The sequence below is a fragment of the Lentzea sp. NPDC051208 genome, assembly GCF_040682435.1.
Classification (GTDB): domain Bacteria; phylum Actinomycetota; class Actinomycetes; order Mycobacteriales; family Pseudonocardiaceae; genus Lentzea; species Lentzea kristufekii.
The window spans coordinates 74,615-95,118 of sequence record NZ_JBFBAW010000020.1; the positions used below are offsets into that span (position 1 = coordinate 74,615).

Annotated in this window: 20 protein-coding genes and 1 pseudogene; 10 read left to right on the plus strand and 11 right to left on the minus strand. The window is 71.0% G+C overall.

The window, feature by feature from the left end:
• Positions 1 to 36 precede the first annotated feature (36 nt).
• From AB0M48_RS36830 to AB0M48_RS36845, 4 genes are all read right to left on the minus strand, one after another.
• Complete coding sequence (locus tag AB0M48_RS36830) at positions 37 to 579, minus strand: DUF2231 domain-containing protein (protein ID WP_363851032.1); 543 nt, start codon at positions 577 to 579, stop codon at positions 37 to 39.
• 85 nt (positions 580 to 664) lie between these two features.
• Positions 665 to 1,759 carry an amidohydrolase family protein gene (locus AB0M48_RS36835; RefSeq protein ID WP_363851035.1) on the minus strand — a complete coding sequence of 365 codons (1,095 nt, stop codon included), beginning with the start codon at positions 1,757 to 1,759 and terminating at the stop codon, positions 665 to 667.
• A 52-nt stretch (positions 1,760 to 1,811) separates the two neighbouring features.
• Positions 1,812 to 2,933, minus strand: coding sequence for a glycosyltransferase (locus AB0M48_RS36840; RefSeq protein WP_363851038.1), 1,122 nt, complete (start codon positions 2,931 to 2,933; stop codon positions 1,812 to 1,814).
• 5 nt (positions 2,934 to 2,938) lie between these two features.
• Positions 2,939 to 3,709, minus strand: a complete 771-nt coding sequence (locus AB0M48_RS36845) for a GAF and ANTAR domain-containing protein (protein ID WP_363851041.1) — start codon at positions 3,707 to 3,709, stop codon at positions 2,939 to 2,941.
• Positions 3,710 to 4,024: 315 nt separating this feature from the next.
• On the opposite strand from AB0M48_RS36845, the gene AB0M48_RS36850 reads away from it, so the two are divergent.
• Positions 4,025 to 4,747, plus strand: coding sequence for a GAF and ANTAR domain-containing protein (locus tag AB0M48_RS36850; RefSeq protein ID WP_363851044.1), 723 nt, complete (start codon positions 4,025 to 4,027; stop codon positions 4,745 to 4,747).
• A 5-nt stretch (positions 4,748 to 4,752) separates the two neighbouring features.
• Positions 4,753 to 6,222 carry a PP2C family protein-serine/threonine phosphatase gene (locus AB0M48_RS36855; protein WP_363851046.1) on the plus strand — a complete coding sequence of 490 codons (1,470 nt, stop codon included), beginning with the start codon at positions 4,753 to 4,755 and terminating at the stop codon, positions 6,220 to 6,222.
• 287 nt (positions 6,223 to 6,509) lie between these two features.
• On the opposite strand, the gene AB0M48_RS36860 is transcribed toward AB0M48_RS36855, so the two are convergent.
• Together AB0M48_RS36860 and AB0M48_RS36865 are read right to left on the minus strand one after the other, a co-directional pair.
• Complete coding sequence (locus AB0M48_RS36860; RefSeq protein ID WP_363851050.1) at positions 6,510 to 6,839, minus strand: hypothetical protein; 330 nt, start codon at positions 6,837 to 6,839, stop codon at positions 6,510 to 6,512.
• 72 nt (positions 6,840 to 6,911) lie between these two features.
• The gene (locus AB0M48_RS36865) at positions 6,912 to 8,144 is read right to left on the minus strand and encodes a cytochrome P450 (protein WP_363851053.1); all 1,233 of its coding nucleotides are present in this window, start codon (positions 8,142 to 8,144) and stop codon (positions 6,912 to 6,914) included.
• Positions 8,145 to 8,444: 300 nt separating this feature from the next.
• Here AB0M48_RS36865 and AB0M48_RS36870 point away from each other — a divergent pair, with 300 nt between their 5' ends.
• Together AB0M48_RS36870 and AB0M48_RS36875 are read left to right on the plus strand one after the other, a co-directional pair.
• Positions 8,445 to 8,894: an Hsp20/alpha crystallin family protein gene (locus AB0M48_RS36870; RefSeq protein WP_363851056.1), complete on the plus strand. Its 450-nt coding sequence runs from the start codon at positions 8,445 to 8,447 to the stop codon at positions 8,892 to 8,894.
• A gap of 75 nt (positions 8,895 to 8,969) precedes the next feature.
• On the plus strand, positions 8,970 to 9,776 hold the full coding sequence (locus AB0M48_RS36875) for a metallopeptidase (RefSeq protein WP_363851059.1): 807 nt from the start codon (positions 8,970 to 8,972) through the stop codon (positions 9,774 to 9,776).
• An 87-nt stretch (positions 9,777 to 9,863) separates the two neighbouring features.
• On the opposite strand, the gene AB0M48_RS36880 is transcribed toward AB0M48_RS36875, so the two are convergent.
• Entirely contained in the window at positions 9,864 to 10,241 is a 378-nt protein-coding gene (locus AB0M48_RS36880; protein ID WP_363851247.1) for a hypothetical protein, read from the minus strand.
• Positions 10,242 to 10,347: 106 nt separating this feature from the next.
• Between AB0M48_RS36880 and AB0M48_RS36885 the strand changes: the two genes are divergently transcribed.
• Positions 10,348 to 11,817, plus strand: coding sequence for an ornithine decarboxylase (locus AB0M48_RS36885; RefSeq protein ID WP_363851250.1), 1,470 nt, complete (start codon positions 10,348 to 10,350; stop codon positions 11,815 to 11,817).
• Between the two features lie 8 nt (positions 11,818 to 11,825).
• On the opposite strand, the gene AB0M48_RS36890 is transcribed toward AB0M48_RS36885, so the two are convergent.
• Complete coding sequence (locus AB0M48_RS36890; RefSeq protein WP_363851061.1) at positions 11,826 to 12,602, minus strand: alpha/beta fold hydrolase; 777 nt, start codon at positions 12,600 to 12,602, stop codon at positions 11,826 to 11,828.
• Between the two features lie 123 nt (positions 12,603 to 12,725).
• Here AB0M48_RS36890 and AB0M48_RS36895 point away from each other — a divergent pair, with 123 nt between their 5' ends.
• The 4 genes from AB0M48_RS36895 (at position 12,726) to AB0M48_RS36910 (ending at position 15,820) form a co-directional block, all read left to right on the plus strand.
• Positions 12,726 to 13,697, plus strand: a complete 972-nt coding sequence (locus AB0M48_RS36895; protein WP_363851064.1) for an exopolyphosphatase — start codon at positions 12,726 to 12,728, stop codon at positions 13,695 to 13,697.
• 73 nt (positions 13,698 to 13,770) lie between these two features.
• Positions 13,771 to 14,178 carry a four-helix bundle copper-binding protein gene (locus tag AB0M48_RS36900; protein WP_363851066.1) on the plus strand — a complete coding sequence of 136 codons (408 nt, stop codon included), beginning with the start codon at positions 13,771 to 13,773 and terminating at the stop codon, positions 14,176 to 14,178.
• Between the two features lie 12 nt (positions 14,179 to 14,190).
• Positions 14,191 to 14,568, plus strand: coding sequence for a sensory rhodopsin transducer (locus tag AB0M48_RS36905; protein WP_363851069.1), 378 nt, complete (start codon positions 14,191 to 14,193; stop codon positions 14,566 to 14,568).
• Positions 14,569 to 14,608: 40 nt separating this feature from the next.
• Positions 14,609 to 15,820, plus strand: coding sequence for a zinc-dependent alcohol dehydrogenase (locus AB0M48_RS36910; protein WP_363851072.1), 1,212 nt, complete (start codon positions 14,609 to 14,611; stop codon positions 15,818 to 15,820).
• Positions 15,821 to 15,847: 27 nt separating this feature from the next.
• On the opposite strand, the gene AB0M48_RS36915 is transcribed toward AB0M48_RS36910, so the two are convergent.
• The 3 genes from AB0M48_RS36915 to AB0M48_RS36925 form a co-directional block, all read right to left on the minus strand.
• Positions 15,848 to 16,705: a DUF6585 family protein gene (locus tag AB0M48_RS36915; RefSeq protein ID WP_363851075.1), complete on the minus strand. Its 858-nt coding sequence runs from the start codon at positions 16,703 to 16,705 to the stop codon at positions 15,848 to 15,850.
• Between the two features lie 188 nt (positions 16,706 to 16,893).
• Positions 16,894 to 18,546 carry an RICIN domain-containing protein gene (locus tag AB0M48_RS36920; protein ID WP_363851078.1) on the minus strand — a complete coding sequence of 551 codons (1,653 nt, stop codon included), beginning with the start codon at positions 18,544 to 18,546 and terminating at the stop codon, positions 16,894 to 16,896.
• A 349-nt stretch (positions 18,547 to 18,895) separates the two neighbouring features.
• A complete protein-coding gene (locus tag AB0M48_RS36925) occupies positions 18,896 to 19,900 on the minus strand; it encodes a BtrH N-terminal domain-containing protein (protein ID WP_363851081.1) in 1,005 nt (334 codons plus the stop codon).
• A gap of 162 nt (positions 19,901 to 20,062) precedes the next feature.
• Here AB0M48_RS36925 and AB0M48_RS36930 point away from each other — a divergent pair.
• A pseudogene (locus AB0M48_RS36930) lies at positions 20,063 to 20,386 on the plus strand (FHA domain-containing protein); the annotation flags it as partial.
• Positions 20,387 to 20,504 lie beyond the last annotated feature (118 nt).

Sequence of the window (20,504 nt, forward strand, 5' to 3'; positions counted from 1 at the left end):
CAGCGCCCAGGCGCGAACGGCGCGTCCGAGCCGCGATCATCGGGCGCGCCGCGCCTCGAACGGGTACACGTTGCCGTCCTCCGCCGGGCGCTGCCAGCGGAACACACCGGCACCCTGGGCGTAGGCGAGGTGCCCGCCGAGCGCGCCACCGACGCCCAGCACCGACATGCCGAGCAGACTCAGCACCTTCCCCTTGGCGTGGTGCTCCTGCCGCCGCGCCGCGTAGGACGCGGCGAAGCACGCCAGCGCGGCGGTGTTGGCGACCGCGTGCACCACACCGACCCGCTGCTGCCGCCGGTTCAGCCGGTCGTAGTCCGCCAGTCCCAGCAGGACGGCCGCCGGCGCCGCCGCCAGCCCGATGCCGGTGAGGCGACGTGCCGCCTCCTCGTTGCCCGCGCGGGCGTCCAGCACCGACGCGCACGCCCAGGCGCCGATGGGCACGGTGATCACCAGGGGATGCAGCGGATGGCCGAGCCACGACCCGCGCAGCACCTCGCGCAGGCCCGGCGGCCGCAGCAGCCGCCTGGCAACCGCCGCCACCGCGGCCGCCGGCCGGTCAGCGGCCCGAAGGTTCTCCACCGCCCGCAACATCTCATGAAGGTTCATGGCTGCGTATACCCCGCCAGGAACGACCCATCCCGGCGAACGACGTCCGTTGCGCGGATCAGATCTTGGGCAGGGGAGGACCGGGGGTGCGGGCGATCACCGCCGCGGTGGCGAGCAGGTCCCAGCCGGGGGCGTACTCGTTGTCCGTCTCGAGCTGCGGAGCGTGTTTCTCGTAGCGGTCGAGCAGGTCCCGCACGGAGTCGAAGACGTCGTGGTGCGGGTGATCCGGCCGGACGCGGCAGCACAGCCTGGCCAGTTCGATCATCTGGCCCGGTGTCTCACCGCGCTTGGTGGCCTCGACGCCCGCGGCGAGGTAGACGTACAGGCGCTCCAGCAACGGATCCAGCGCCGGCACCCGGCCCGGTGCCGGGCCCAGGTCCGCCGGTTCGGCTCGGTCGACGAGCCGGCGGGCCTGCCCGCCCAGGACGCTCGCGATCTGAGCGGCGTCCAGTCCCAGGTACTGAGCGCAGCGGGCGGTGGCGTGCGCACCCCAGGTGGGCGTGGAGTAGGGCACGTCGCTGCCGAACAGGACGTGGCCCGGAGGCATCGTCCCGAACAGCGTGACGAGGTCGGTCGGACTCCACCAGGAGGTGTCGAAGAACAGGTTGTGCACGGGACGCCCGCTCAGCCACGAGAGATCGGTGAGCCCGGCGTGCGCCAGAACGATCCGTGCACCGGGGAATCGGGCGAGAACGTCGAGCAGCGCGTCACCGAACGCGTCCACGCCCGCGCCCGCGTGCACCACGACCGGCAGGCGGAGCTCGTGGGCCAGGCCGAACACGCCGGTGAGCCGGTCGTCGTCGAGCGCGAACCCGTCGCTGGCCGGATGCAGCTTGATCCCGGCCGCGCCCGCCTCGACGCACCGGCGGGCCTCACCGGCCGGGTCGTCCTCCGGCGCGACCCGGCAGAACGCGACCAGCCGCCCGGAACAGGCGTCCAGCACGGCGTCGTTCGCCGCCCGGTAGCCGTCCGGTTCCGTCATCGGGAACACCGCCGCGCCCGCGTCGACCCCGGACAGCGCCTCGGTCAGCTGGCCGAACGTGGAGGAGAAGCCGCTCGGATCCCGCGTTCCCACATGGGTGTGGATGTCGAACAGCTCCGCCTCGACACCGAGTGCGTCCCACCACGGTCGTGTCAGATCATCCGCGTACATGCCACCACCTACCCGGCTCGGCAGGGGGAGAACCCGAATACGCCCGACGGAGTTACGCGCTGACGAACTCCACCCGCTGGTAGACGAGAAGCGTGTCGGCGGCGACGCGGTCCCACCCGTACCGCGCTCGTACGCGATCAGCGCCGGCTGTGCCGAAGGCCTCCCGCTTGGCCGGTTCGGCGACCATTTCGCGCAGGCTGAGCGCGAGTGCGGGCACGTCGCCCGGCGGCACGAGCCGGCCGGTGACCCCGTCGACCACCGCGTCCGCCAGCGCTCCCACAGCCGATGCGACGACCGGCAGGCCGTGCCCCATCGCCTCCAGCGCGTAGACCCCGGACGAATCCTGTCGCGGTGTGGTCACCACGACGTCGGCCGAGCGGAGCAACGCGGCCACGTCGGACGGCGTGGCGGTTCCGGCGACCGACACGCGGTCCGCGACACCGAGTCGCACCGCGAACTGCCGCAGGCGCTTCGCCTCCTGGCCGGTCTTCCGGTCGAGCGTCTCGACCGGCGCCGCGATGACGAGCCGGGCGTCGCGCACCTCGGCCATCGCGGCGACCACGGTGTCGAATCCGTGGCCGGACCGCAGCTCGCCGATGCCGAGCAGACTCACCCGGCCGGGACGGCGCGCGGCGGTACCGGCCGTCTCCTGGCCGTCGAGGTCCACACCGGCGGGTACCACCGTGATCCGCGAGCGGGGAATGCCCATCCGGCAGAGGCCGGTCACCCGGCCGTTGCTCGGCGCCACGACGTGCGCGGCGTGCCGGCAGACCAGCCTCTCGACTCGCTCCCGCTCGGGGTCCGGTTCGTTGTGCGTGTGCACCACGGGAATCTTGTGCTCGCGTGCGGCCAGCAGGGCGGCCAAGCCCGCCATCGTGCCGTATGTGTGCGCGATGTCCGGAGGTCTCTTGTCCCACTCGCGGTTCAGGAAACGGGCCAGCTCGTTGGTGTAGGACCACGCGGCGTCCGCGGACATGGGACGGGCCGGCCCGAGAGCCACGCGCACCACCTCGTAGCCGTCCGGGGTGTGTTCACGCTCGGCGAGGTGCGCCGCATCCCTGCGGGTGTGCACGACGGCGTCGTGCCCGCTGCGAGCCAGCGCGCGGGCGAGCCCGGCGACCGCGGTTTCGAGGGCGGTTGTGCCGGTGTGACTGGTCACCAGTGCGATCCGCATGCTCGTCACGCCTCTTCCCCGGAACCCGCTTCCGGCTGGCTGGACCTGCTGACCAGGTCGGCGATGAACCGTTCGGCGAGTGCGTGCAGCTTGACGTTCTCGCGCTGCGACCGCTCGACCAGCAGCCGGAAGGCCTCGTCCGCGGGGATCGCGTGCACGGCCATGAGAACGCCTTTGGCCTGGTCGATCACGGCGCGGGACTGCAACGCGGAACGCAGTTGCGCGGCGAGCTTGAACGCCCGCAGGTACATGCTGTGACTGCGCAGGGCCGTCTCCACGGCGGCGGTGTAGAGGGCCAGGAGCGGAGCATCCAGTTCGTGGAAGCCGTGGCCCTGCCGGGAGTAGGCGTTGATGGCGCCGGAGTGCTCGTTGTCCACGGTCAGCGGCGCGGACAGGAAGCTGCCCATTCCGGCGGCGTGGGACTCGGCGCCGAAGTCGGGCCAGCGGTCCACGGCCTCGTGGATCGTCGCCCGCACCAACCGGCCGGTCGCGGCGGCGTCGAGGCACGGGCCGGCCCCCGAGCGGTACTGGACACCGTCCAGCCGCATCACGACGTCGCCCGTGCTCGCGGCGGTGAACGGCGTGCCGACGTCCAGCAGTGTCACGGTCGCCTCGTCGACGCCGGGCACGGCGTGCACGACCTGTTCGCAGACCTGGTGCATCAGCTTCCGCAGGTCGTCCTCACGGCTGAGTGCTTCCGAGAGGCGCTCCAGCGCGGTGGTCACCTCGTCCAGGACGACCGGCAGCGGCCGGTCCAAGTGGTTCGAAGTCGCCATGGTCGTGTCCTCGCCCGCCGACGAGGCCCCCGGACGGGACGCACGGCGGGAGTGCTCCCACCGGCACATGGCTGAACCGGACGATTCGTGCGACGACGTTCGGGTGTACTCGTCCACCGTGAAACGCATCCGAGGCGTGCGCCGCGGCTCGACGCACGAAGGACCACAGATCTCACGAGCCTAGCGCGTTCGGCAACTGCTGTCGCACCGGCGAGCCGTCCGCCGGTTTGGAGCGGTGACGGCTGGGAAGCCGGGGGCATCGGTGCACGTCCGTCACCGGAGAGGCGATGAGTCAGTGCCGAAGGTGTGACGCGAATGAACCACGACCTGCCGCTGGCCGACGAACTGGCGGCCGTGTCCGCGCGGATGTCGGGCCTGCTGTTGTCGCGGGAGACGGTCGGCACGGCGCTGCAGCTGGTGACGTCCCTGGCGGGAGAAGCGCTTCCCGGCTCAGCCGGCGCGGGCGTGTCACTGCTCGACGAACACGGCCGCAGGACGACCGCGGCGGCCACCGACCCGGTCGTGGAACACCTCGACGGGCTGCAGTACGACCTGGGGGAGGGGCCGTGCCTGACGGCGTGGGAAGAGCGCCACGTGGTGAGGGTCGACGACATCACCGAGGACGACCGGTGGCCGCGCTGGGCAGCGACCGCCAAGGAGTCGGCCATGCGGTCGGCGTTGAGCGCGCCGCTGGTCGCGGGAGGCGACGCACTGGGCGCGATCAAGGTCTACGGCCACGAGCCGGGCACCTTCGGCGAACGGGACGAGTACCTGCTCACGATGTTCGCGGCGCAGTCGGCGATCCTGGTGGCCAACGTGCGGACGTTCGAGAACGCGACGAAGCTGAGTGAAGCACTCGCGGACGCGTTGCGCGGCCGCGACATGATCAGCATCGCCAAGGGGATCGTCATGGCGCGTGAGCACGTCGACGAGGGAACCGCTTTCGCCTTGCTGGCGCGAAACGCCCGCGAGGAGAACAAGAAGCTGCGCGACCTGGCCGGCAGCCTCGTGCGCTCCACCGTCCGGCGGGACCGCTGATCGCCATGTCCTCCGACCGGCAGGCCTCACACCAGGACGAGCAGCGCCGCGCGCTGGCGCTCGCCTTCAGCAGGGCCGGCTTGACGCCGGAGCAGTTGTGGACGCGGTACTTCGCCCTCGGCGGAGCGGCAGGGCTGATGGAGGTCGAGGCGTACCTGCACGGCCTGATGCCGTTGCCCGCGTTGCAACGCGACATGCTGGCGCACGCGATCAACGAGCGCCTCGACGAACTGACCTGGCCGCAGCGGGTGCCCTACACCTTCCCGGCACGGGGCAGCAGTCCGCGGACAGGACCGCTGGCCGGCCTGGTCGGCCTGCTCGACGGCATGCACAAGGCGCCACCGGAGCGCCTCCCCGCGGCCGCGGCGCGCGCGGGCAGGGCACTGGGGCTGCGGATCGCGATCTACCTCGTCGACTACGACCAGCAGACCCTGCACCCGCTGCACGACCCGGAAGACCCCCATCGCGTTCCCGTCGGAGTGGACACGAGCCTGCCGGGGCGGGCGTTCCGCACGGTGCAGACGCTCACCAGCGACGCCGGCGGGCACCCGCAGTTGTGGGTGCCGCTGCTCGACGGGGTGGAACGCCTCGGCGTGCTGGGCGTGACTCCGGCCGGAGGAACGGATCCGCACGACCCGGAGCTGCACCTGTGGTGCCGCTGGCTGTCGGCGCTCATCGGCCACCTGGTCACCATCAGCACCGGCTACGGCGACGGCCTGGACACGATCCGGCTCCAGCGGCAGAGGACCCCGGCGGCGGACCTGATCTGGCAGCTGCTGCCCCCGCTCACCGCCGCCGTCGACGGCTTCGCGCTCGCCGGCATGCTGGAGCCCTGCTACGAGGTCGGCGGTGACGCCTTCGACTACACGTTGTCGCCGGAGACGGCCTCACTGGCCATCTTCGACGCCGTCGGGCACACCCTGCGCAGCGGGTTCGTGGCCGCGGCCGCACTGGCCGCCTGCCGGAGCAACCGCCGCGTGGGCCGCGGCCTGTTCGAACAGGCCCGCGCCATCGACGAGACGATCTGCGGCCAGTTCCCCGACGGCGCGTTCGCCACCGGTGTCCTGGCCGAACTCGACCTGGGCAGCGGGCGGTTGCGCTACCTCAACGCCGGTCACCCGCCGCCGCTGCTGCTGAGGTCCGGCAAGGTCGTCAAACGTCTCACCGGCGGACGACGACTGCCCTTCGGCCGGGGAACCGGTGAACTGGTGATCGCGGAGGAGATGCTGCAGCCCGGCGACTGGCTGGTCCTGCACACCGACGGCATCACCGGGGCACGCGACGACGCCGGCGAGCTCTTCGGCGAGAGCCGGCTGACGGACTTCCTCGAACGGGAGGCCGCTGCGCAGAACCCGCCACCGGAGACGGCCCGGCGGCTGATCAAAGCCGTTCTGGCGCACCAGAACGATGCCCTGGGGGACGACGCCTCCATCCTGCTCGCGCGCTGGATGAAGAGAGGCGAAATGGAGCTGTGACCTCGTCTCGGCGCGGGCAGGTGGCGTGCGGGCACGCCCCGGCCTGAACCGGCCTGGCTCCGGGCGCGCTCAGGTGCGCGGCCGGACGGGGAAGATCCGATCAGCCTGTGATCGGTGGTGTGGAACAGCCGCGGCAGCGAGGAGCCTGTGCGGCGGGCTCGCCGCAGCGGGCGGCTACCAGGCGCGATCCGCTTCGCACGCACCGGATCGCGCTCGTTCGGTGTGCTTCGGTGCCGCACCGCTTCGGCCGAGCCGCCGCACTGGGCCGCCGCCGGGTCGAGGCTGGTCTAGGTCCGTCCGCGTGACGGCGTCTGTTCGTGGACGCCGTGCCGCAGCGGCGTGGTGCCGTCGGGTGAGTGCGCCGGCGAGATGGGCGGCTCGCCCGCCGTCCCGCTGACGCGGGGAGCGTTGCGCTGGTCGCCCGGTGCCGGTTCGGCGCCACGGCCGAGCTCGTCCAGCCTGGCCTCGATGACCTGCAGGACCGGCGTGCGGTCACCGTGCTCGCGTTCGTGGTCGCGCACGCGTCGAAGTTCCTCCTCGCTCAGCGACCGGATGCGGTGCTTCAGGTCGCCGAGCGGGAGCTGGTCGTAGTCCGTCAAAGGGAGTTCTTCAGTCACGGTGCTCGGCTACCCGGCCGAATCCGGTGCAAACGGTGCCCCGGCAACGCGGAGCGGCAGTCCACTCCGGACTCATCGCGGTGTGGGGACCAGGACGAAGCGGCTGCGGGGACGCGCCGGGATCCGCCTCAGCGAGATGGTCAGGTCCTGCTCCGGCACCTCGTAGTCGAGGTGCGCCAAGCGGGTGCACAGTTCGGCGAGGATCGCGACGGTGAACGGTTCGCCGGGGCAGCGGTGCCCGGTCCCGGGGTCGCCGGCGCCCTGCGGCACGAGTTCCCACTCGCCGATCTCGCGGTCCAGGAACCGGTGCGGGTCGAACCGGTACGGGTCCGGCCACCAGCGGCTGTCGTGGTTCTGGCCCCACAGGTCCAGCAGCACGAGCGATCCCGCCGGAACGCGTTCGCCCGCCAGGTCGAGGTCGCGCGCGGCACGACCGCCGAGGAACGGTGCGAACGGGTAGAACCGCCGCAGCTCGTGTGCGAAGGCGACGGCGAAGTCACCGCCGGCCCGGAGCGGTTCGCGGTGCTGCGGCCACCTGTGCAGCGCATGGCCCGCGTAAGCGACGAACCAGCAGACCGCGACGGTCGGCCGGATCACGTTGAGCAGCTCCACCGCCGCCGTGTGCGGGTCCAGCGGGTCGCCGTCGGCGTCGCGGTGCCGCGTGACGACGTCGAGCGCGGACCCCTCCGGTGCTTCGACCCTGCCGTCGCGCACGTCCCGGACCAGCGATCCCAGCCACTCCTCCCGCCGCTCACGGGCCTGCCGCGCCCGCCAGTGGCGAGGCCCGGCCGTCGCGAACCCGTCGACCATCGCCACCAGGTCGGCGGCCAGCTCCGCGACCTCGTGGGTGTTCACGGGAATGCCCGCCCAGCGGCGCACACCCGCCGCCAGCGCCCGGCTCGCCTCGTCGAACAGCACCACCTCACGGCCCTCGGTCCACCCGACGACGGTGTCCTCCCAGGCCGCCGCCACCGACTGCACCAGCAGGGCGGTCGACTCGGGCGTGGCCAGCGACAGGAAGAGGGACTTGCGCCGCCGATGCGCGTCACCGTCGAGCGTGTGCACCGCCCCGTGGCCGAACAGGGTGCTCAGGACCGGACCGGGGATCGCGTCGTGGCGCTGGACGTTCTTCTCGTCGTAGAAGAACTGCGCGGCCTCCGGGCCGCACAGTCCCACGGCGCGTTGCCCCATGACCCGTGTGTGCACCACATCGCTGTCCAGGCGGCGCCGGAGGTCCGGCATCCAGCCGTAGCCCTTGGCGAGAGCCTGAACTGATCGGTCCCAATGAACACGCGGCGTCTCCATACCCGCTTGTGCCCACTCCGTGCGCGGCCAAACACCGGTGCCGGGGTTCGCGGTCAGCGGGTTCGGCCGGCCGCCGGTCGGTCAGCGCCGGGATGACGAGCACGGCGATGGTGTTCATGGAGTCCCCCAACGCGTGCAGCATCGGACTGCGTCCTGACCGGGAAGCGCGTCTCCAGCCCGCCCGTGGCACGGATCACCCGGAGGACTGAGTCCGAGTGGCTCGGCTCCGGGAACAACGGCGGGCGCGGATTCGTATAGGAGAACGGAAAATCGTTCGGCTCTCATAGGAGGTGTGAAGCCATGGCGTTGCCTGCTGTGCGATCGTCCGGCCCACTCGGCCGGTGGGATCCGTTCCGCGAGTTCGAGGACCTGCACGGCCGGCTCGGCAGTCTGCTGGAGTCGGTGGCCGGTTCCGTCGGTGACACCGTGCGGGCGCCGCTCGCCGACGTGACCGAAACCGCCGAGGCCTACCTGGTCGAGGTCGAGCTGCCCGGCGTCCGGCGCGACGACGTCGTCGTCGACCTCGCCGGCAACGAGCTGTCCATCAGCGGTGAGGTCAGGGAGAAGGAACGGCAGGGCCTGTTCCGGCACCGCACCCGCCGCGTCGGGCAGTTCTCCTACGGGGTCACGCTGCCGCGCGACGTCGACGCCGACAGGATCGAGGCCGAGCTGGCCGACGGAGTGCTCACGGTCCGCGTTCCCAAGACCGAGGCGGCCAAGCCGCGCCGCATCGCCATCAACGGCAAGTGACACCGGACGCCACCGATCGCGGCAGGGGCCCCGATCGGTGGCGTTGCCGCACCGGTGACCGGAGGGAGAACAAGAGTGGAGTTGTTGCCGCTGCGCACCGATTTCGACCTGCGGCGGCGCGGCTACGACCGCGACCAGGTCCAGGACTACGTGCGAGGGGCGGAGGAGGAGCTGAGGCTGGTCACCGCGGATCGCGACGCCGCCCTCGCCCACGCGGAGTCCCTTGCCCGGCAACTGGAAGAAGCTCGCACGCACAACGCGGAGCTGCGCGCCCGCGTCGACCGGATCTGCCGCACCCCGATCGAACCGGACGTGCTCACCGAACGCCTGCGGCGCATGGTCGACCTCGCCCACGGCGAGGCGGAGGAGATCACCACCCGCGCCCGCGCCGCCGCCGAGCAGCACTGGGCGAACGCCGAGAGGGCCGCCGAACGGCTGCGGCAGCGGGCAGAACAGCTCGTGGCCGACCTCGACCGGCGACGCGCGGAGATGGAGACCGAGCACCGCGAGCTCATGGACCGCGCGCACCGGCAGGTCGAAGCGACGACCCGGCAGGCCGAACGCCGCCGGCGCGAGCTCGACGAGCAGGCCGCGCGGCTGCGTCAGCAGGTCGAGGCGGACTTCGAGCAGGCCATGGCGTTGCGCCGGGCGGAGGCGATGCGCGTCCTGGCCGAGCAACAGCAGCGCGCGCAGGCGCGGATCGACGCGCTGCGCGGCCAGCGCGACCGGATCGCCGGGGATCTCCGTGCGGCACAGGCACTCCTGGCCGACACCGAGCTGCTGCTGTGCCCGCTGCCGGAGGAGGCACCGGAAGACGGACCCGTGGTGCCGGTGCAGATCATCCGCCACGACCGGCACACCCGCGAGCCTGTTCGCCGCTGACCCGCTGTTCCCGGTCGCGCAATGCGTTCGGACCGAGCACGGCTCCGTCCACAGGGGACTGTCGCCGTGCTCGGTCCGAACGTCAGGTCAGATCGGGTCCTCGGGCGTGCGTGCCGCGCCGGCCACCGAGCCGCCGGGTTCGTCGGCGAGCTGGCCGCGTCCGGCGGCTTCCGCCCGCACCTCCTCGTCCAAGGGGGACTCGGTGACCGGCACGTCGGGCTGTTCCTCGGCGAGCCGGTCCTCCAGCGGCCGGGGATGGGCCTGCTCGTACGGCGTCATGCCGTACTTGTCCACGCCGCTCCACCGCTCCGGCGGGTCCATGCCCGCTTCGAGCGGGTCGAGCCGGAGCCGGTCCTCGTCCAGGTCCTCCGCACTGTTGAGAGCGGCCGGGTCGGTCTCGACGGCGTCGGGCGAGCCGGTGTCGTGCGGTGGCGTGTACGACGCCTGGTCTTCGGCCGGATCCATGTCATGCGTAGCCATGACCGTCGTGTACCCGGCTGCCGTTCGTCCAATCGCCTCGATCATGGCGCCGGAGATGTTCAAGTGGCCGCGTTCCGGTTACTCCGTTCGCATGGACCACAGCAAAGCACCCGTGCTGGAAGCGTTGCAGGCGTTTCGTGAACTGGGGTTCACCCCGTTCAACCCACCCGGCCACCGCCAGGGGCGGGGAGTGGACCCGCGCGTGCTGGACGTCGTCGGTGAGGCGGTGTTCGCCTCGGACGTCATCTCGGTCAACGGCCTGGACGACCGGCTGATGCGCAACGGCGTCATCGAGCAGGCCCAGCAGCTGATGGCCGACGCCGTGGACGCCGACCAGGCGTTCTTCTCCACCTGCGGCAGTTCGCTGTCGGTCAAGAGCGCCATGCTGTCGGTCGCCGGACCGCACGAGAAGATCATCATTCCGAGGCACGTGCACAAGTCCGTGGTGGCGGGGCTGATCCTGAGCGGCGTGTCACCGGTGTGGCTGTCGCCGCACTGGGACGCCGAGCGGCACCTGTCCCACCCGCCGGGCGCCGACGAGGTGCGCAAGCTGTTCGAGGCCGAACCCGAGGCCAAGGGCATGCTGCTGGTCACCCCGAACGACTACGGCACGTGCGGCGACATCCAGGCCGTCGCCGACGTCTGCCACGAGTTCGGCAAGCCGCTGATCGTGGACGAGGCGTGGGGTGCTCACCTGCCGTTCCACCCGGACCTGCCGCAGTGGGGCATGGACGCCGGCGCGGACGTGGTCGTCACCAGCGTCCACAAGTCCGGTGCCGCGGTGGAGCAGAGCTCGGTGTTCCACCTGCAAGGTGACCTGGTCGACCCGGCGGCGCTCAAGAACCGCGAGGACCTCCTGGGCACGACCAGCCCCACCTCCCTGGTGTACGCGACCCTCGACGGCTGGCGCCGGCACATGGTCCAGCAGGGCAAGGCGATGCTCACCGCCGTCCTGGCGCTGGCGCACTCCACCCGCGCCGAGATCGACGACCTGCCCGGCCTGCGCGTCATGGGCGAAGCCGAGTTCACCGGCTCCGGCCTGGCGCACTCGATGGACCCGCTCAAGATGGTCGTCGACCTGGCCGAGCTGAACATCAGCGGCTACCAGGCCGCCGACTGGTTGCGCGAGCACCAGCGCGTCACCGTCGGCCTGTCCGACCACCGCCGCATCGTCGCCCAGTTCACCCACGCGGACGACCACCGGACCGCGGGCGTGCTCCTCGACGCCCTGAACGCTCTGGTCAAGGCCGCCGAGGACATGCCCGCGCCCCCGCCCGTCGACCTGCCCACGCCCGAGGAGCTGCAGCTGGAAACCGCGATGCTGCCCCGTGACGCGTTCTTCGCCGAGGTGGAGCAGGTGCCCGCGGATCAGGCGATCGGCCGGATCAGCGCCGAGATGGTGACCCCGTACCCGCCGGGAGCACCGGCCGTGCTGCCCGGCGAGGTGATCACCAAGGCGGTCGTGGACTACGTGCGCAGCGGCCTGGACGCCGGGATGGAACTACCCGACCCCGCCGACTCCGAGCTGAACAGCTTCCGGGTGGTGGCCCGCAAGCCCTGACCACCACCTCACGGCGTGGCCCCGGCCCACGCCGTGAGGTGGGTCTCGAGCACCCGGTAGACGTCCGGGTCGAGCACCATGCCGGTGTGCGAGCAGGTCACCTCGACGCAGTGGGCGCAGGGATCGAGACACAGCCACCACGGCGTGACCCGGTCGTTGCGGGAGTGCACGGCGAGCGCGGGGACGGTGGACGGCAGGGGAGCCCTCAGGGCCTCGATGCTGGTGTCGTAGCAGGTTCCGGACAGGCAGTCCTCGTCGAGCAGGCCGGGCAGTCCGGCGGCCGAGAACCGGGCGAGCCTGCGAGCGGCACGCGCCACACCGGGGTTCGCGCCGAGCGGATCGAGCACCGGGCTGGCCAGCATCACGAGCCCGCGCACCAGATCGGGTCTGCGGACCGCGGCGATGCGGGCCAGTCCGCCACCGCGGCTGTGGCCGATCAGCACGGCACGTCCGCCGGTCGCCCGCACGTGGTGCTCGAGTCTGCGTTCGATCCTGTGCACCAGCTCGGTGGTGCACCCCACGTTGAGGCCGATGCGGGCGCCGATGGGACGGAAGTTCCGGCGCCGCAACCAGATCCGGGTCAGCGCGAGGCTGGCGTCACCGACACCGAAGCCGGGGACGAGCACCACGCCCGTTCCCCGGCCGAGGTCCGGGTCTTCTCGTCGCCACACCGGATCGCGCAGCAGTCCGGGGACCTCCAGGACGGCGAGCAGGGCGTGCTCGCCACCGGTTCCCCGTGCGGCTTCGACCAGCTTCGTCGCGTGTCCTGCCGGCGGAACAGCCATGGCCGGCGAATTCCCGCCGAAAGCGGAACAAACCACTTCGCCCCGATGAAAGGGAAGTGTTGTTTGCCTGCCCCGATCCCGGGTATCTGGTGGCCCTGACGACGAGGTGCGAGGTGATGGCGCGTGTCCGAGGAGCCCCATCGGGTCGGCGTTCTGGACGTCGGTTGCTTCAGCGCTCACCTGGTCGTGGTCGACCGCCACGAGGGGTCGCTGGTGCGCCCGGTCCTGTCGCACAAGGTGAGGCTGCGGCTGGACAAGGCCATCGACCCGTCCGGCCGGATCAGCCCGGCGGGGATGGCGCGCGTCGCCGCCGCCGTCGACCAGGCGCAGCAGGCCGTCCGCAGGGCCGGGGTGTCGACCGTGGTCCCGTTCGCCACCTCGGTCATCAGGGACGCCGCCAACGCCGGGGAGGTCGTCGACCTGGTGGCGTCGCGGACCGGTGTCGAGCTGCGCACGTTGTCGGGTCAGCAGGAGGCCCGCCTGTCCTACCTCGCCGCGCGGCACTGGTTCGGCTGGTCGGCCGGCCCGCTCACGGTGCTCGACGTCGGCGGTGGCACCGTGGAGATGGCCGTCGGCGAGGGCACGGAGCCCGTGGCCGCCCACTCGCTCCCGTTGGGAGCGAGAACCCTGACAAGGCTGTGGGAGTCGGAGAAGCTCACCGGCAAGCGGCTGCGCCGCACCACCGCGGACCTCGTCCGGATGATCAACGCCGACCTCCCCGCCGGCCTGCCGGACGGCGCCCGGTGCCGTGCCGTGGGCTGCTCCAAGGTCTTCCAGCAGCTGGCACGCCTGACCGGCGCGCGCTCGCAACGCGACGGGCTCTTCGTCGCGCGCCAGCTCCGTGCCGCCGACCTCGCGAAGTGGATTCCCCGGCTGGCGAAGCTGCCCGCGGCCGAGCGCGCACGGCTCCCCGGCATCTCCGAGCACCGCGCACACCAGTCGCTGGCCGGTGCGATCGCCGCGCGGGCGCTCATGGAGGCGACCGGTCACGACGTCGTGGACATCTGCCCGTGGTCCACCAGGGAAGGGCTGCTGATCACCCTGCTGGAGCAGCCTCCGCGGCCTGCGGGCGGCGCCTTGGTCGCCGTCGCCTGATCGTCGTCGCGTGGTTCGCCGGGACGTCGCGGGGTAGCCGAGACGGGAGCGATGCCGACGGAGGAGGGCTGACGTGACCACGACGACGATGCCGATGCTGGAGAGCTACCCCGCGGAGATCAACGTGGACAGGGGCAGGCTGGCAGCGGCGATCGACGCCTTGATCGCCTGTGCCGAGGCGTGCACCGCGTGCGCCGACGCGTGCCTGAGCGAGAGTTCGGTGGCGGAGCTGACGAAGTGCATCCGCACCGACCTGGACTGCGCGGACATCTGCGGCGCCACGGCTCGGGTCCTGTCGCGGCACACCGCCTACGACGCCGACATCAGCCGGGCCTTGCTGGAGGCGTGTGCGGTGGCGTGCAAGGCCTGTGGTGACGAGTGCTGGTCGCACGCGAACATGCACGAGCACTGCCGGATCTGCGCCGAGGCGTGTCGCGCGTGCGAGACCGCCTGCCGGGACCTGCTCGCGACCATCGGCTGATCGGGGGCAGACATGCAGAACGCTCTGGGACAACGCACCTGGGTGATCGCGGAGGGGCACATCCCCGGCAGCGGTCACGGCGACAGCCCGGCCCTGGAAAGCCACGAGACCGCGTGCATCCTCAACACGTCCGACACGGACGCGAACGTCGAGATCACCGTCTACTTCACCGACCGGGACCCGGTCGGCCCCTACCGCTTCACGGTGCCTGCGCGACGCACGAGGCACCAGCGGTTCAACGACCTGACCGACCCGCAGCCGATTCCGCGGGACACGGACTTCGCCACCGTGCTGCACAGCGACGTCCCGGTGGTCGTCCAGCACAGCCGCCTCGACTCCCGTCAGGCCGAGCTGGCGCTGTTGTCCACCATCGCCTGGCCTGCGGGCTGACGCCGGCGGAATCCGTTGTGGACGAACGAGGGGAAGCGCTGTGAAGGCAGTGGTGTGGCACGGCATCGGTGACATCCGTCTGGACACCGTGCCCGATCCGAAGATCCTGGAACCGTCCGACGCGATCGTGCGGATCACCCGCAGCGCGATCTGCGGAACGGACCTGCACATGGTGCGCGGCACGATGCCGGGCATGGTGCAGGGCACGGTGCTCGGCCACGAGGCGGTCGGTGTGGTCGAGGAGGTCGGCCCGGCCGTGCGCGGCTTCACGCCGGGCGACCGCGTGGTGGTGACCTCGACCGTCGGGTGCGGTACCTGTTCGTACTGCCGGGCCGGTTACTTCGCCCAGTGCGACACGGCCAACCCCAACGGCCCGTCGGCGGGCACGTGCTTCTTCGGCGGTCCGGAGATGACCGGCCCGGTGGACGGCCTGCAGGCCGAGTACGCCCGGATCCCGTTCGCGATGACGACCCTGGTGCGCGTGCCCGACGCGGTGAGCGACGACCAGGCGATCCTGCTGTCGGACATCTTCCCGACGTCGTGGTTCGGCGCCCGGCTGGCGGAAGTGGGCGACGGCGACACCGTGCTGGTGCTGGGCGCCGGTGTGGTGGGCCAGTTCGCGATCGCTTCCGCCAAGCGACAGGGCGCGGGCCGGGTGCTGGTGGTCGACGGCATCGCGTCGCGCCTGGACAAGGCCCGCGAGCAGAACGCGGAGACCATCGACTTCAACGTCGAGGATCCCGTCGCGCTGGTGAAGGAACTCACCGGTGGCGTCGGCGCCGACCGGGTGATCGACGCCGTCGGCGTGGACGCGCAGCGCCCGGCGCGCGGACCGGCCGCCGAGCAGTACGAGCAGCAGGCGGAGCAGTTCGAGCAGGAACGGTCCGAGGCGGCACCGGACGCGGCGCCGCGGGGCGAGCAGTGGGTGCCGGGCAACGCGCCGAGCCTGGCGCTGCGGTGGGCCGTGCAGGCCGTCGCGAAGGCGGGCACGATAGGGATCATCGGCGTCTACCCGGCGGGGTTCGACCGCTTCCCGATCGGCGAGGCGATGAACAAGAACCTCACCCTGAACATGGGCAACTGCAACCATCGCCGTTACCTGCCGGAGTTGCTGGATCTCGTCGTGAGCGGCACCGTCGATCCCACGGCGTTCATCACCCGTCACGAGGACCCGGTCGACGCCATCGAGGCCTACGAGTCGTTCGACCGGCGCGAGGACGGCTGGCTCAAGACCGTGCTCGACGTCGCCTGAGGCTTGCCCGCAGCGGCCGGTGGAGAGTCAGTGTTGCGCCCACAGGTTCTGCGCCAACGTCCAGAAGACCTCGAAGTTGGGGATGTCGCCGATCGCGTACATCCCCGGCTTGCCCCCCGCGGCGGCGATCACCACGTGGCCCGCACTGGTCGACAGGTCTCGCACCGTGTTCCACGGCGCGAGACCGGCGGGGGTGGTGATGCCCGACGCGGACAGGGCCAGCGCGCCGAAGGTGACGGTCCGGCCCGCGTTGATCGCCTCGACCGCCGGTGGCAGTCGCCGCTCGAAGATCTCCTTCTCCAGCAGCGGACCCAGCTGCAGGACGTCGGTGGGTGACACCTTGTCCGGCTGTTCGGCGCCGTGGAAGACGACCAGTTCGCCGCCCGCCAGCACGAGCTTGTAGACGTGGCCGGTGACGACGAGCCGGCGCGCGACGTAGGTGTCGGTCACGAAGCGGTGGAGCGCCTCGACCTCGTCCCAGGTGAACGCGCGGGCGGGAACCCCGTCCCGCGGCGGCAGCGCGAAACCCTCGCCGAACACGTAGACGCGGTCGCGGTCCTCGTCGTCCCCGTCGCCGTCCCGGTTCATGAAGTAGAAGCTCACGCCCCAGGCCACGAGCGTCAGCACCACGCCCACGCCGATGCCCAGGCCGGGGCTCCCGGTGGCCCACCAGAGGAGCAGACCGATGGCCAGAGGGCTGGCGATCGCGCCGAAGACGAGTACGCCCTGGCGGCGTTCGGCGCTCTTCTCCTTCGCGGCCTCCTCTTCGGTGCCCATCCGGTGCGGCACCCGGTGCGCCGCTGTGGCCCTGCCCAGCCCCTTGTTGGAGGCCGCGATCGTCACCTCGGGCGGGATCGCGTGGTCTCCCAAGAACTGAATCGACATCCGTGCTCCCGCCGCGCTCGGCCAAACCTTGATCAGACCACGGGAACGAGAGGTGTGGTGGCGCTTCGGGGTGATCGAACCGCTGGAATAGCGATGGGTGGATTCACGACGTGGATGGGTCGGAGAACCAGCCCAGGCCGGGCCCGCGCGGCTGACGCGCGGACCCGGCCTGGTTCGGGTGGCGGCGGTCAGAGGACGACCGGCCTGCCTCCGAGGGTGACGACGAGCCTGCCGTCGGAGGCGAACGACCAGCCGAGTGCCCCGGAGTAGGAGGCGCACCGGGAACCGTTGGAACCGGTCCAGAACTGGTTGGAGGTGTCGGAGTTGCCGACGATCTTGTCGTTGCTCCCGCTGCCGCTGCGGCAGGAGGTGTTGGTGCGGAAGACCGAGCTGCCCGCGTCGAAGGTGAAGTTGCGTTCGGTGTTGTCGATGCTGAGGTTGTTCGACACGGTCATGGTGCCGGGGTTGCGGTTGTAGGTGAAGCCGTGCTTGCCGTTGTCGTAGGCGATGGTGCGGCGGATGACGTGGTTGACGCCGATGTCCTCGCCGCCGAGCTTGAAGCCGTTGCGGTCGCCGTTGCCCGCCTGGCCGCCGTTGCTCAGCGTGCCGTTCTCGTAGGCCAGGGAGTCCTCGATGGTGACGGCGCCGATCGGGCCGGTGTCCGACTTGGTGTAGAGGTCCCAGCCGTCGTCGATGTTGTTGTGCGCCACCGAGTAGCGGAACACGTTGCCGGGGCCGGAGGTGAGCTTGGTGGCGAACCCGTCGGCGTCCTCCCCGTCGGAGTCGGCGTTGTCGTGCGACTCCGCGCCGAGGATGAGGTTGTTGGCGGGCCACTGCTCCTTCGGCGTGGTGGACAGCATCCGGGAGAGCTGCAGGCCGGTGTCGCGGTTGAAGCGGGTGATCGTGCGCTCGAAGATGTTGTTGCTGCCGCCCACGAAGATGCCGTTGTCCCCGGCCCGTTCGACGACGATGCCCTGGACGTGCCAGTACGAACCGTTCACGGCCAGGCCGCGGTTGGCCGGGTCCTCGGCCTGTGCCGAGAAGTTCAGCACCGGCTTCTCGCCCTGGTAGGCCGTCAGCTTCTTGCGGGCGCTCGCCGTGCCGTTGTTGGTGGGCGGGATCGTCACCGTCTGCGAGAAGCTGTACGTGCCACCGCGCAGGAAGATGGTGCCACCGGCCGCCACCCGCGTGAGGGCGGACGTCAGCGTGGTCGGATCCGAGAGCGTGCCGGAAGCGGCGTCACGACCGGTCGGCGACGCGTACAGCGCGTCGGCCGGCGGCACACTCGTGGTGGTGGTCGTTGTCGTCGTGGTGGTTGTTGTGGTGGACGTCGTGGTGCTGGTCGGCCCGCCACCGACCGGTGCGAGCGTCCACTGCTTGGTGGCCGCGCCGTCGCAGGAGTTGGTCTGCACCAAGGCTCCTGCCGTGGTGGCGTTGTCCTTGATGTTCATGCACTTGCCGCCGTTGGCGTTGACCAGGCGGTGGTTGCTGCCGCTCGCGGTCAACGCCCAGACCTGGCTCCCGGCACCGCTGCACGCCTCCAGCTGGACCGGCTTGCCCGCGCTGGTCGAGGCGTCCCGCACGCCGACGCACAGATCTCCCGCGGTGATCCGGAACCCGCCGCTGACCTCGGTCAGCACCCACGGCTGGTCAGCGCACGCCTGCTGCCGGAGCTGCGTGCCGCTCGCCGGGCTCGTTCCCGCGTCGAGGCACTGCCCGCTGCCGGCGTTCTTCAGCACGTACGTGCCCGCCGCGTTGGCGAGCGCGGCGGTGCTCGGCCAGGCCGCGAGCGTGGTGACCAGCGCGACGACCGCGCCTCCGGACACCAGTCCAGCGCGCACGCGACGTTTTCTCGCCAGGCGGGCAGGCTGTTCTGAAATTCCCATGGAGACTCCGCTTCCAACACTGAGCGAGAAAGAGGTCCGGCCGGACGTGCGGCCATTTCCCGTCGGATGCTAGGAGGCCTTCCAAGGGTGGGTCAATGACGAAATTGCGCGAGGTCAGGGCCTGCTCGAAGTCGAATGAATCGAATGTCCAGGTCAATGATCGTCGAATCGATCACCGGTCGGTTCGACGAATTCGGAATGGTCATGCTTGTGAACAGGTGGTGGCTGAAACGGCACTCGGACGGACTATTTGCGGTTCATCACCGTGAATCTTCGAGACTTCTTCGCGATCGGCGTCGCGGTTTTATCGGGCTCGTGGGGAACTGGAATGCGTCCCCGTCAGGACCTGCATGGCACGGCGTTCCCGGCCCGCGAGTTCGGAGAGGATCGCCGAGGCGCGGGTCAGGGATTCCTGGTCTCCTGTCAGCCCGGCGTCCGTGATGAGACGTGCGACTTCGGTCCACAGCGGAACGATCTCGGCGTACAGCCGATGACCGAGGCGCAGGTCGTCGTCGTCGATGAACGTGGTGCACTCGGCGAGGAAGTCGCGGTACAGGGCGCGGAACAGGGCCCCGCCGGTGCCGCCGCGTTCCATCAGCGTGCCGGTCAGCGGCAGATCGCGAGCCGGGTCGCGGGAGCGGTCGAGCCACCGCGTCACCTGCTGTGCGGCCTTGCCGATGCCGCGGTGACCGAGGTTCGCGATGGGCGGGTTCAGAAAGGCCTGTGCGTTGCCCGCGATGGAGGTCCGGACGGCCGCGGCCAGATCAGGTCGGGTGCCGGGAACGGTGACGGTGTAGGAGAGGTTGCGGGCGGTCATCGGCCCGCGTTCGTCGCGAGCGCGTTCCAGACTCGCCAGGGAGGTCCTCACCGCGCCGCCCTGCTGGGCGGTGTCGACCAGGTGGGCGTGGTCGTCGTCGTAGCCGTACATGGCCACGAAGTGACCTCCGAAGTGGACCTTCTCGGTGAAGTGGTCCAGGTGGTACGAGTCCAGCTGCAGCCCGACGGGCAGACCCTCGGCGAGTGCGGTGGCGACGTTCTGCCACGCCCTGCGCGGCGAGGCCGTCTGCTGGACGTGCAGCGTCAGGCCCAGCCGGTCGGCCGCGGTCCGGGTGATCTCCATCGGTTTGACGCGACCGCCGAGGAACGGGAAGTCCAGGTGCTTGGCGTCCCAGTAGACGAAGCCCAGCCCCTCGCCGAGGCCGAACAGCATCGGCTCCGAGATCTCGACGCCCGCGTGGCGCAGCAGCGCGCCGAGTGCGGTGGTTTCGCAGTGCAGGCCGTCGGGGTACGAGACGTTGTCGATGATCATGTGCTTCCTGGAGGGCTGGTGGCGGCTGGGTCGTCCGGCTGATCACCTTCGACCCTCACACCGTGTGAGGGTCAACCCCGATCCACCAGGTACGCGCCATCGCCGACTACACTTGGCACTCGAACGTGGAGAGTGCCAGAAGGGGAACCGCGGGAGCAGGGCATGATCGGTGAAGCCACGGAGACAGCGCTCACTGGCGCCGCGACGCCGTCGTTGACGATCGCAGGCCACGACCCGGTCACCCTCGCGCTGACCGAGCCGGTCGTCGTCATCGGCCGTGATCGCGGCTGCGGTGTCGTTCTCGACGACATCACCGTCTCCCGTCGGCACGCGGAACTGCGCCGCGAGGGCGGTGCGGTCGTCCTCACCGACCTCGGCTCGCTCAACGGCACCTACCTCAACCGCACTCCCGTGGACAGCGCCGTGCTGCACGACGGCGACACGATCTGGATCGGCGACCACCGGATGACCTTCCGCTCGCCACCGGTGGCGCGGCTGCTCCGTCTGCCCGACTGGGAGGCGACCGTCCCCGCACCGCGCCCGCCCGCGGCGAGCAGCGGCACGCACCGCGGCACGGTCCTGACCGAGTTCGCCCGCGACATCG